This is a genomic window from Flavobacterium sp. (assembly GCF_028712645.1).
Taxonomy (GTDB): Bacteria; Bacteroidota; Bacteroidia; order Flavobacteriales; family Flavobacteriaceae; genus Flavobacterium.
On record NZ_JAQTPQ010000124.1, the window covers coordinates 1 to 10,506 of the forward strand.

The 10,506-nt window shown below is 31.4% G+C and carries 15 protein-coding genes and 1 pseudogene; 4 read left to right on the top strand and 12 right to left on the bottom strand.

Annotated features, from left to right (window positions below):
- Window positions 1-1,025, top strand: a 1,025-nt coding sequence (locus PHC28_RS10550; protein ID WP_300099820.1) for a DUF4403 family protein, incomplete at its 5' end; no start/stop codon positions are given.
- A 96-nt stretch (window positions 1,026-1,121) separates the two neighbouring features.
- Here the strand turns inward: PHC28_RS10550 and PHC28_RS10555 are convergent.
- The 9 genes from PHC28_RS10555 to cyoE all read right to left on the bottom strand — a co-directional run bounded on the left by PHC28_RS10555 (window position 1,122) and on the right by cyoE (window position 7,351).
- On the bottom strand, window positions 1,122-2,159 hold the full coding sequence (locus PHC28_RS10555) for a hypothetical protein (RefSeq protein WP_300099823.1): 1,038 nt from the start codon (window positions 2,157-2,159) through the stop codon (window positions 1,122-1,124).
- A 74-nt stretch (window positions 2,160-2,233) separates the two neighbouring features.
- A complete protein-coding gene (locus PHC28_RS10560; RefSeq protein ID WP_367278019.1) occupies window positions 2,234-2,455 on the bottom strand; it encodes a hypothetical protein in 222 nt (73 codons plus the stop codon).
- Between the two features lie 52 nt (window positions 2,456-2,507).
- Window positions 2,508-3,047: a DUF420 domain-containing protein gene (locus PHC28_RS10565; protein WP_300099829.1), complete on the bottom strand. Its 540-nt coding sequence runs from the start codon at window positions 3,045-3,047 to the stop codon at window positions 2,508-2,510.
- A 6-nt stretch (window positions 3,048-3,053) separates the two neighbouring features.
- Complete coding sequence (locus PHC28_RS10570; RefSeq protein ID WP_300099832.1) at window positions 3,054-3,740, bottom strand: SCO family protein; 687 nt, start codon at window positions 3,738-3,740, stop codon at window positions 3,054-3,056.
- A 12-nt stretch (window positions 3,741-3,752) separates the two neighbouring features.
- Window positions 3,753-4,394 (bottom strand): hypothetical protein, encoded by a 642-nt coding sequence (locus PHC28_RS10575; RefSeq protein WP_300099835.1) that lies wholly within the window; start codon window positions 4,392-4,394, stop codon window positions 3,753-3,755.
- A 76-nt stretch (window positions 4,395-4,470) separates the two neighbouring features.
- Entirely contained in the window at window positions 4,471-4,821 is a 351-nt protein-coding gene (locus PHC28_RS10580; protein ID WP_300099838.1) for a cytochrome C oxidase subunit IV family protein, read from the bottom strand.
- 19 nt (window positions 4,822-4,840) lie between these two features.
- Window positions 4,841-5,815: a cytochrome c oxidase subunit 3 gene (locus PHC28_RS10585; RefSeq protein ID WP_300099841.1), complete on the bottom strand. Its 975-nt coding sequence runs from the start codon at window positions 5,813-5,815 to the stop codon at window positions 4,841-4,843.
- A 43-nt stretch (window positions 5,816-5,858) separates the two neighbouring features.
- Window positions 5,859-6,446 (bottom strand): cytochrome c oxidase subunit 3, encoded by a 588-nt coding sequence (locus PHC28_RS10590; RefSeq protein ID WP_300099844.1) that lies wholly within the window; start codon window positions 6,444-6,446, stop codon window positions 5,859-5,861.
- A gap of 2 nt (window positions 6,447-6,448) precedes the next feature.
- Window positions 6,449-7,351 carry a heme o synthase gene (cyoE, locus tag PHC28_RS10595; RefSeq protein ID WP_300099846.1) on the bottom strand — a complete coding sequence of 301 codons (903 nt, stop codon included), beginning with the start codon at window positions 7,349-7,351 and terminating at the stop codon, window positions 6,449-6,451.
- A gap of 142 nt (window positions 7,352-7,493) precedes the next feature.
- Between cyoE and PHC28_RS10600 the strand changes: the two genes are divergently transcribed.
- Together PHC28_RS10600 and PHC28_RS10605 are read left to right on the top strand one after the other, a co-directional pair.
- The gene (locus tag PHC28_RS10600) at window positions 7,494-7,712 is read left to right on the top strand and encodes a DUF2683 family protein (RefSeq protein WP_300099849.1); all 219 of its coding nucleotides are present in this window, start codon (window positions 7,494-7,496) and stop codon (window positions 7,710-7,712) included.
- On the top strand, window positions 7,712-7,978 hold the full coding sequence (locus PHC28_RS10605; protein WP_300099852.1) for a Txe/YoeB family addiction module toxin: 267 nt from the start codon (window positions 7,712-7,714) through the stop codon (window positions 7,976-7,978). Before PHC28_RS10600 ends, PHC28_RS10605 begins: the two co-directional genes overlap by 1 nt.
- A 102-nt stretch (window positions 7,979-8,080) precedes the next feature.
- Here the strand turns inward: PHC28_RS10605 and PHC28_RS10610 are convergent, their stop codons facing one another.
- Both PHC28_RS10610 and PHC28_RS10615 read right to left on the bottom strand, forming a co-directional pair.
- On the bottom strand, window positions 8,081-8,515 hold the full coding sequence (locus PHC28_RS10610) for a hypothetical protein (RefSeq protein WP_300099855.1): 435 nt from the start codon (window positions 8,513-8,515) through the stop codon (window positions 8,081-8,083).
- 11 nt (window positions 8,516-8,526) lie between these two features.
- A complete protein-coding gene (locus PHC28_RS10615; protein ID WP_300099858.1) occupies window positions 8,527-8,883 on the bottom strand; it encodes a hypothetical protein in 357 nt (118 codons plus the stop codon).
- A gap of 129 nt (window positions 8,884-9,012) precedes the next feature.
- Here PHC28_RS10615 and PHC28_RS10620 point away from each other — a divergent pair, with 129 nt between their 5' ends.
- On the top strand, window positions 9,013-10,239 hold the full coding sequence (locus PHC28_RS10620) for a hypothetical protein (RefSeq protein WP_300099861.1): 1,227 nt from the start codon (window positions 9,013-9,015) through the stop codon (window positions 10,237-10,239).
- A 9-nt stretch (window positions 10,240-10,248) separates the two neighbouring features.
- On the opposite strand, the pseudogene PHC28_RS10625 reads toward PHC28_RS10620, so the two are convergent.
- Window positions 10,249-10,506, bottom strand: a pseudogene (locus PHC28_RS10625) (gliding motility protein RemB); the annotation flags it as partial.

The following is a 10,506-nucleotide window of genomic DNA, read 5'->3' on the forward strand; positions in this document are numbered from 1 at the left end:
ATAACACTAAGGAATTTAATCTCAACGGAATTGTCACTTTAATTAGTGATGCTGCTTTGACCAATTGGAAATTGAATACAAAAACTGAACTGAAATATTTAGATTGGAATGAAAGCCCAACAATGATTGTCTTTGGAAAAAATGTTCCAGTAACTTACCTTATTAATCCTGCTGTAAAACTATTTAAATCGAAAATTGAAAAACAAATCGATACAGCTATCGAAAAATCGATGGATTTTAAACCCAATGTTTTAGTAGCGTTGGAAAAAATTTGCACTCCTTTTCAAATGAGTGAAACTTATGAAAGCTGGCTTAGAATTGTTCCTGTCGAAATATATTCGACTAATGCAAAACTTAAAAACGATACCTTTTTGCTGGAAATGGGAATGAAATGTACTATGGAAACAGTGATAGGAAACCAACCCCAATCAAAATTTGATGCAACAAAAATCACATTAAAACCTGTGACTCGTATTCCCAATCAAATCACAGCAAATATAGCTGCAGTTTCTACTTATGCCGAAGCATCCCGAATAATGACTAAGAATTTTTTCGGACAGGAATTTGGTTCTGGAAGCAAAAAAATAACTGTGCAAAAAGTAAATATTTGGCACAAAGAAGGCAAAATGGTCATTGCCCTAGATGTTTTAGGAACGGTAAATGGAACGATTTATTTAACAGGATTTCCTCAATATAATGAGCAAACAAAAGAACTCTATTTTGACAAAATAGATTATGTATTAGACACCAAAAGTAAATTAATGCGAACCGCAAACTGGCTAGTTCAAGGTATAGTTTTGAGAAAAATTCAGGAAAGCTGCCGGTATTCCATCATTCCTAACCTGGAAGAAGGAAAACAAAATATGGCAGCATATTTAAAAAATTACTCGCCAATGCCTGGTGTTTTTGTCAACGGCAAAATGGAGGATATTCAATTTCAGAAAGTACAATTGACGAATAAAGCTATTGTTGCTTTTATAAAGGTAAATGGAACTATTAATGTTGCCGTGGATGGATTGAAGTAATCCCCACCCCAACCCTCCCCGAAGGGGAGGGAGTCGATTATGGATAAGTAATTGGTAGATTTTTTAACTTATTTTCCTTAGTATTTTGAATTTATATTATTGTTTCAATTTTAGAGTGAAGTTTTCAATAATTTCGTCAATTTTTGATTCATAAATTTTTGAAGCATTTTCATATGTTTGATTTTCATTTAGTTGAAAGAATTTCTCTTTGTCATATTTAACCAATAAATCCACAAAAGCTCCAGCAATTGGATAAAGAATGTCATCACCCAATTTCGTTTGGTTTTTCCAAATTTCTTTTATGTCAATCGAATTATTTTTATAAACTTTTTGTGCAATTTGTAGTTTATCATTTTTTTGTTGATCAAAACAAACACCAATTCCCTCATTGATAAATTTTGTCCTTAAGTTATTATTGTTTTTCCAAAATGAAACATTATGAGCAATTTCGTGTCCAGGAGTTTGAATTAAACGGTTGTGCGAAATACAAAAAACAGGATTTGAAAAGCCAAGATTTGTATTTAAAACTGTGTTGAAACTTTCCTTTAAATCCCAAACAAAGAAGTCAATTTTCTTTGGCAGATTTGAATTAAAAAATGAATTGATTTCTTCAAAAGCCTTTTGTCTCGTTTTTACAATTCTTTCAATTTCTTGTTCACTAATTTTATCTTCAAAATGGAAAATGATGTTTTTTGATTCCCGAATTTTCCAATTATCATAAAATTCATTCAACCCTGTTAACATTCCAAATTTCTTCAGTTCTTTTACTGAATTTTTTGTTCCGCTAATTTTAAGAGCTTCATTATAATTCTTTTTAGCATCCTCAATGTTTCCATCACCAAAACTGTTTTTCGCAGTTTCCAAAAGTGTCCAAGATTTTTGCCAATCTTCTTTCATTAAATTTTTTGCACTTTCAAGATAAGGAATCGCATTTTTAAAGTTCCCTTTTTCGTTTTCTGCTTTTGCTATGAACAAGATAGTTTCAAAATCATTTGGTTCAGTCTCTAAAATTTTTTTCCCGATTTCTATTGTTTTATCAAAATCGCCTTTCCAAAAATTTTCAGCGATTTCTTTTTTTTGAGAAAATGCTAAAATAGAGTAGAATAGAAGTAAAAATAAAATAGTTCTTTTCATTTGTACGTTGTATTTTCTATAATTGCAGATAATATTCAGATTTCTGAGTTTAGATTTCAGATTTAAAATTAACATTATTGTTGCTTTTTCTTCATTCTCATTCGGTAAATATAATAACCAATCACTCCAACAAGCAAATATGGAATCACCATCAAGTAAACAATACCATCATTTACTGCTTGTGCTTGTGCTTTATTTGCATCGCCTCCCAAAGCCGCACGACACATTGCACATTGGGCATTTGCAGATAGAGAAAATAAAATAAAAAATAGAAAATAGAAAATAGAAAAAAATATTTTCACTTCCCTTTTTTTACTTCTAACTTCTAACTTCTCACTTCTAACTTTACTAAACATAATAAGGTGCAATCATTAAATAAACTACTACTCCAGTAACTGCAACATACAACCAAATAGGAAACGTGATTTTAGCAATTTTTTTATGTTTATCAAATGTATTGGCCAAAGCCCGAACATACGTTATTAAAACCAATGGAATAACGGCAATTGACAAGACAATGTGTGATATTAAAATGAAAAAGTAAACGTATCTGATTATTCCTTCTCCACCAAATTTAGTAGAATCGGAAGTCATGTGATAGGCAACATACATTACTAAAAATGATACCGAAAGCGCAATTGCAGTGGTCATCAATCGCTCGTGAAGTTTTCTGTTTCCGTTTTTAATTGCTAAAACTCCAGCAACTAAAACAATAGCCGTGATTCCATTAATAGCGGCATAAATTGGCGGAAGAAATGATAGTGGCTCGACATTGAATCCAAAATCTTTTAATTTGACACTAAAAAGTATCGCTACCACAACAGGAATTAAAATTGATACTGCTACTATAAACTTGCTAAATTTTTTTTCTAGGGAATTGTTTTCCATCTTTCTTTATTCTTTTAATAAAATTGCTATATCTTGTTGAATGTCTCTTACTCCTTTTTTATCTAAACCGTCATAATACAAAATTGGGTTTCCAAACTCGTCTTTTCGGCAACGGATATTACCTTTTTTATCTATCAAGGCAAATAATCCTGAATGTTCAAAACCTCCGCCAACTTTGCTGTTTTCTCCAACATATACATTAAAACCTTTATTGGCCAAATCATAAATATAGGTTTTATCTCCTGTCAAAAAATTCCAATTAGACGATTTTACTCCCAATAATTCTCTGTGTTCTTTCAAAACCGCTGGAGTGTCGTGTTCCGGATCGATAGAAATGGAAACGATTCCAAAATTAGGATTTCCAAAAAATGCTTTTTCGATAACCAGCATACTTTGATTCATTTTCGGGCAAATTGACGGACAGGTTGAAAAGAAAAATTCCAAAACATAGACTTTGTCTTTATAGGTTTCATTAGAAATCTTGACATTATCTTGATTGACCAATTCAAATTTTGGCGCAACCCCCATTTTAATTAATTCTCCATTCTCTTTAGAAGAATTAGGAACGTTGTCTAATCGATCGCCTTTTACGATTTCACCGTTTTGCATCCTATCAATAATTTTTGGAACTGCATAAATTCCGAAAATCAGGACAACAAGAGAAATCCAGATGTATGATTTATTTTTAAGCATTATGTATCTATTTTAAAGTTCTTTAGTTGCGTTGTGATTTTTCTTGAGAGCAGCTCGATATTCATATAAAATAACCCTAAAATCGTCTAACATTTCATTGCTCAGTTCAGCTGGATGAAAAGTGTTGTAGCCTTCTTTGTAACCTTTCTTTTCCTTTCTTCCTCTCAGGTTTCTTTCTTTATCAATAATATAAACGTTTGGAGTTCCTAAATCATTGTCCAGTTTCCCAACAAGTTTCAGTTGATTATAATAAGTATTTATTTCCTCTGGTGATGTAAATACAAAATGCCATTGGCTAACATCCGTAAATGCGGATAATGCATCGACAATTTTCTGGGCATCCTTTTCAGTTCCTAGAGGACAAATAACCACAAATTGCAAGTCTTTGAAAGTGTGGTATTGCTGATAAATTTTTTCATTTAGATTAAAAAAATTACCGCGATGTTTTAAAATATTGGAACCTGAAAAACCAAGAATAGTGATTTTTTTATCCAAAGATACTTTTTCATTTTTCAAGGATTTCCAATTACCGAAATCAGCAACTTTTGGAGTGATGACGGGTAATTTAGTAAAACTATTGATTCCCGATGCAAAAAAAAGATAGGCAACAATAGGTAAAACAAAAAGAACGAAGAGAACAATATTTTTTTTCATAATTGTGCCGAAATATAATATGCAAAAATAAAAAAAGGCACGCAATGCGCACCCTTTTTATTGAATTAATATTTTGTTAAAAATTCCACTTAATTGTCGAGTTTTTAAAAATACCATATATATAATGTCCTTCGGTCAAAAGGATGAAAATTAAATATATTACCAAAAAAATCAAAGGCAAAACAACCGCATTTCTCAAAGTCGCTTTTTCTCCTTCCATGTGCATAAAAGCGTAAACAATAAAATAGGCTTTTACCAAAGTCAAGACAATGAATAACCAGTTTAGTAATGACAAACCTAGAAGGCTGTTCATGTGTAAAGCTTCAGGTTTTAAAATCCCAAAAAATACTTCAACTATTGTAATTAAGGATAAATATCCGAAAACTGTCCAAATTCTTTTTGTGTTAGATACGTGTTCGTGTGACATAATTATAACTTTAAATAAATTAAACTAGATAGAAAACTGTGAAAACAAATACCCAAACTAAATCGACAAAGTGCCAATAAAGTCCCACTTTTTCTACCATTTCATAACTTTTTCTTTTCTCATAAGTTCCTAATAATACATTAAAAAATATAATGATATTAATTACAACTCCAGAAAATACGTGGAAACCGTGAAAACCTGTAATAAAGAAAAAGAAATCGGCAAACAATTTACTTCCATATTCATTTCTTGTCAAGTTTGCACCTTCTACAACTAAAGTGGCATCACTCAAACGTGATAATGATTCCTCTCTAGAAAGTATTGTTTTTTGCTTATTAGCATTTATTGTCTCAGTTCTCACCAATAAATCTGGATGTGATTTGAAACCTTCTTGCACTTCGGCAACAGTATAAGTTGGCAAAGCTGCTTCATCTAAAAACCAATCTCCCTTATTTCTTGTCAATTGTTCTCTTTCTACAGGCAAAGTAGCAGCAAATTCATCAAGCGCAACGCGTTTTCCTTCTTTGTCAACAAACTGAAGCAAACTTCCTCCTTTTGTTTCAACTGCGCCATATTCACCTTTGATAAAATTTTTCCATTCCCAAGCTTGAGAACCTACGAAAATCAAACCTCCAACTATGGTTAAAAACAAATAAATTGTGACCTTATTTTTATTCAATTGGTGACCTGCATCAACAGCCAAAACCATTGTTACAGATGAGAAAATCAAAATAAAAGTCATAAATGCCACATAAAGCATTGGCTGTGGATTACCATGCATAAACGGAACGTGAGTAAACACTTCATCGGCTAAAGGCCATGTTTCAATAAATTTAAATCTTGAAAAACCATAAGCTGCAAGAAATCCCGAGAATGTTAAAGCATCTGACACGATAAAAAACCACATCATTAATTTGCCATAACTAGCTCCCATAGGCTCATTTCCGCCTCCCCAAATTTTTTCTCCACTATTTTTAGTAGTAACTGTATCCATAAAAAGTTATTCGTTAAAAAGTTCCCAAATCTACAATTTTTTCTTATTTAAAGAAATATAAAAATAAAAATAAATAAACCCACAATAAATCAAGAAAGTGCCAGTACATCGCACCTAGCTCAATACCAAGTGTTTGAGCTGAATTATATTTCTGTTTAAATTGTTTGTTAATTATAATTAAAAGTGCAATTAATCCGCCAGCAAGGTGAGCTAAATGCACAACCGTAACTATATAAAGGAATGTTGTTGTAATTGAACTTTCGGCTCCAGTAAAATAATAGCCATTGGCAACAATTTGGCTAAATCCAGCAAATTGCAAAATCACAAACAAAATTCCTAAAGCTAAAGTTGTCAAAAGAAAAGCAGTTGTTGCTTTTTGATTGTCCTTTTGAATGGCTTTTTTGGCCAAATGAAAAGTAATGCTACATCCTATAATAGCAGCGGTACTGAAATAAAATGCTGTTGGCAATTGAAAATCCTTCAACCAATCGGCTCTAGATTTACTTACCACAAAAGCACTTGTTAGTCCTGCAAACATCATCGTCATACTGATCATTGCGAACAATAACAACAATTTGTATGATCTTGCTGTTCTTGCTTTGTGTTCCTCCTGTGTCATTGTCATTTCCATAGCTATCTTAAGAATTTGTCAAATATATAAATTAATTGTAGTAAAGTAATGTATGAAACACTAACCAACATCAAGGTTCTTGCGGCTTTTGCACTTCTTAACTTGTACAACCTTACTGAATAATAAAGCATCCAAAGTCCGAGCAAAAATACAAAAACCGCAGCAACTGGCGAAATAAATAACTGTCCCGTATAACCCAAAGCTGGCAAAAGTGAAGCGATAATAAGCCAAACGGTATATAAAATTATTTGCAATGCCGTTCCTTTATCTTTTTTTCCTGTTGGCAACATAAAGAAACCCGCTTTTTCATAATCTTCGAATAAAAACCAGCCTATTGCCCAAAAATGGGGGAATTGCCAGAAAAATTGAATTAGAAACAAGGTTCCGGCTTCAATGCCAAAATCTCCCGTTGCCGCAACCCAACCCAACATAAACGGAATCGCTCCCGGAAAAGCACCCACAAAAACCGACAAAGATGTCATTGTTTTCAAAGGAGTATAAATACTCGTGTATAAAAATATGGAAATCGCGCCAAACATTGCCGTTTTTGGATTGATGGTATAAAGCAACACTAATCCAATAACGGTAAGAATGCTGGCGATAACCAAAGCGGCATTCGGAGACATTCTTCCTGCTGGAACAGGACGGTTTTTCGTTCTGTCCATCAAGGCATCAAGGTCTTTTTCGATAACCTGATTATAAGCATTCGATGCGCCCACCATACAATAACCGCCAATGGCCAATTTCAACAAAACCATCCAGTCCAGAGATTGAAAATCAGGAATGCCCAGCATAAATCCGGCAATAGACGAAAAAACAACACTAATAGCCAAACCTGCTTTAGTGATTGCCTTGAAGTCTGTGTAAATGGATTTTATGGAAATGGTATTTGATGAACTATTCAAAGTTTGCTTTATTTTTTAAAAACTTTTGCAAAAGTAGTTTATCAAAAGGGATTTGGCAAATAAAAATACCGCATAAAAAACCACAACTTTTTGTTTATCTTTGTATTGTAAAATAAGTTTACGCATCTTAAAATTTAAAATTATGCAACCAATTAATATCACAGCATATCCCGAAGATGCTTCACAAATTGAAGCTGTAAAAGCATTTATGAAAGCTCTTAAAATCAAGTTTGAAATCTCTAAAGAAAAACCATACAATCCAGAATTTGTGGCAAAAATAAAAAAGAGTGAACAAGAGTTTAAAGATGGTAAATTTACCCGTGTCAAAAAAGAAGATTTGCAAAGCTTTTTAGGATTGTAATGAGGTATCATTTAGACTTTTCCAACCAAACCAAAAACGACATAGATTTTCATAAAAAATCAGGTAATAAAGCCATTTTAAAGAAAATATTTGTGCTTTTAAACGAACTTATCGAACATCCTTATTCAGGAACTGGAAAACCCGAACCCCTAAAACACGATTTAAACGGCAAGTGGTCTCGCAGAATAAATATCGAACATAGACTTGTTTATGAAGTTCTTGAAGATAAAATACTTATTCACTCCGCTAAAGGTCATTATAATTAACAAAAAACCTTGCAATTCCTGCGAGGTTTTTTTGGTATTTGTTTGTGGCTACTCTTGTTTTTGGCTTCGAAGTCGGAGACTTCGTAAAGTGGAGAAACTAATTTAGTATTCCTTTTCTTCTATTTGAAATTCTTTGTTAGAGAAAATAATTTTATGTTTAGAATTTTCAACTGATGTTTCTTCCCATAAATGATTTCCTGAATAACTTTCTGTACATTTTGTATCATAAACATTTTCAAGAGATACTTTAAACTTTTTATCAAACATTAATCGATTAAAAATAAATTTAGCACTTACTGGATCGGTAGTTAAATTAAAATTTGGATATTCTAAAACAATAATTTTAGAAACATTTGTTTTTTTATAACATTTATGACATTTGTACTCGATACTATTTATTTTACAAAACCCAATTAATGAAAATTTAGCTGTTTTTATCCATTCATTACATATTTCACCCTGTGATTGATAAGAAGTTTGGCCTTTTGCTGAACAAAAAGACAGCAAAATAAGAGAAATTAAAAAAAATATCCTCATAGTATTTTTATTTAATAAATAATTTCGAGTTTATCAATTCGCCCAAATCGTGTGTTTTCAGAATTATCTATAATTAATGAAATAACACACTTTGTGTTTTTTTTATCAAATTCTATTTCACAATTATGGCAAACTATACCGTTAGGTCTAACTAATTTGCAATTTAATTTACATATTTCATCTAATAAATACCATTCGTAATTATCATTTTCTTCACAAGCATCACTAATTTTATCATAAAGCTTAATATGAGTTGTTACATTTGATTTTAGTTTTTTATCAAAAAGTGTAACTTCTTTAGCGCAACAATTCTTCTTCAAATTTTCATTTAAATCAATTAAGGTTTTATTAATTTTATCTTTTCCCATAATGTTGTTTTTTATAATTCTCCCACAAATCTATATCTTAAAATAATTCACATAAAAAATTAATGTGTTCAAACGAGTTCAAACGAGTTCAAATAGAAAAACGTCCTTATATTTGATGAAAATTGAATTATGCCTGCTCCTATCTCGATAACCGAAAACGAACAAACTTGGCTAAAACACTATCTTCAGGAAATATATGATGTTGTTATTTTTGATGCTTATGATTGCCAGAAATTAAGTCTCAACATTGAAAACCAAACGAACATAAAGATTAGCACCTCAACATTTCGTCGGTTATTTGATTTGGTTCCTAACAAGAACTCTTCTTCGAGATTTATGTTGAATACTTTAGCCAGAACCATAGATTTTAAAAATTGGGATACTTTTAAAAATCACGTGACGCATTTTGATATAAATGTAATCAATCAGAATATTCAGTTGTATAATAGCAATCCTAAAAGCTATCAGAAGTTACTTTTTGAAACTATTAAAGAACTACCAATCAAAACTTCTATTGGAGCGTATCAATTTCAAAATATTGTGAGTGTTGCCATTGAAAACAACGATTTTGAATTGCTGGAACAAATTGTATATATCCCTTTAGACATCAACAATCAAAATATTTACGAACATATCGTGATAGGTTTTCAATCCTTCTATTTTCAATCAGTTAAACAAAATCAAAAAGTAATCCGCTTTGTAGAAAAAAATATGGGCAAGTCAATTCTCCTGCAAAGGTGCTTGCTGGAAGCCTATGTAAATGAAAATTATCTGGATAGTTTTTTAGGAATTTGGTTTGAAGCCGTTCAAGAAAATTCATTACCAAATTTATTGCTTTTCAAAAACATTCTTTTGTGTCAGAAAGCATTTAACGAAAACAATATTCCAAAAGCATTACAATATCTGGATATAGCAACAACCGAATTAAATCATTCTAATAATGAAATTCATTCTATTTTAAAAGCAAGAATTGGGGTTTGGGAAATGATTTTAAAAGGAAATTCATTTGCAATTAACGACTATTTCAACAGGTTGGAAAACCCGTTTGACATTGCTGATTTTGCAGTTATCGCAAGCCGATTGCTTTGGATATACAATTCAGACAAACAAAAAATAGACTTCCTAGAAACAATAAACATTACTGTTTTTCCTGTAGTAAAGAACTATTTTCAAAAAGGCAGATATAATGTTTTGCTCTTGACTTTAGCTATCAATTTTTATTTAAAACAGGATTTCGAAAATGCTCTAAAAACATTCAAATTAGTTGACCACAATGCCTTTACTTATGACATTGTGAATATTGACTTCTATAATCCTTGGATTAAAAAATATTTAGATTTTAATTCCAATAATTGAATTGAATTTCTAATAATCAAAATACCAGTTAAACACATCAGAGCGAATTCCTAATGAAAACCAAGTGGTACTTTCCTTGAAGACTGTTGCTGTGTTTTGGTTTGGATCAAAATTTCTATAAATAAAACTGCCAAAAAGTTTCAAGTTCGTCATTGGGTTTACCAAATATCCGGCTTGCAAATCAGTTATAAAAATGGTCGTTTTGTTTCCTTGACCCACGGTTACACCTGTGTCATAAGGGCGATTCAAATCGTAATCTTTGTAAAT

What these genes read in the sequence shown, in the direction of transcription:
- PHC28_RS10590 (WP_300099844.1), bottom strand. Translation starts at nt 6,446, where the DNA reads ATGGAAATGACAATGACACAGGAGGAACACAAAGCAAGAACAGCAAGA.
- PHC28_RS10605 (WP_300099852.1), top strand. Translation starts at nt 7,712, where the DNA reads ATGAGGTATCATTTAGACTTTTCCAACCAAACCAAAAACGACATAGAT.
- PHC28_RS10570 (WP_300099832.1), bottom strand. Translation starts at nt 3,740, where the DNA reads ATGCTTAAAAATAAATCATACATCTGGATTTCTCTTGTTGTCCTGATT.
- PHC28_RS10555 (WP_300099823.1), bottom strand. Translation starts at nt 2,159, where the DNA reads ATGAAAAGAACTATTTTATTTTTACTTCTATTCTACTCTATTTTAGCA.
- PHC28_RS10610 (WP_300099855.1), bottom strand. Translation starts at nt 8,515, where the DNA reads ATGAGGATATTTTTTTTAATTTCTCTTATTTTGCTGTCTTTTTGTTCA.
- PHC28_RS10580 (WP_300099838.1), bottom strand. Translation starts at nt 4,821, where the DNA reads ATGTCACACGAACACGTATCTAACACAAAAAGAATTTGGACAGTTTTC.
- PHC28_RS10575 (WP_300099835.1), bottom strand. Translation starts at nt 4,394, where the DNA reads ATGAAAAAAAATATTGTTCTCTTCGTTCTTTTTGTTTTACCTATTGTT.
- PHC28_RS10620 (WP_300099861.1), top strand. Translation starts at nt 9,013, where the DNA reads ATGCCTGCTCCTATCTCGATAACCGAAAACGAACAAACTTGGCTAAAA.
- PHC28_RS10615 (WP_300099858.1), bottom strand. Translation starts at nt 8,883, where the DNA reads ATGGGAAAAGATAAAATTAATAAAACCTTAATTGATTTAAATGAAAAT.
- PHC28_RS10585 (WP_300099841.1), bottom strand. Translation starts at nt 5,815, where the DNA reads ATGGATACAGTTACTACTAAAAATAGTGGAGAAAAAATTTGGGGAGGC.
- PHC28_RS10565 (WP_300099829.1), bottom strand. Translation starts at nt 3,047, where the DNA reads ATGGAAAACAATTCCCTAGAAAAAAAATTTAGCAAGTTTATAGTAGCA.
- PHC28_RS10600 (WP_300099849.1), top strand. Translation starts at nt 7,494, where the DNA reads ATGCAACCAATTAATATCACAGCATATCCCGAAGATGCTTCACAAATT.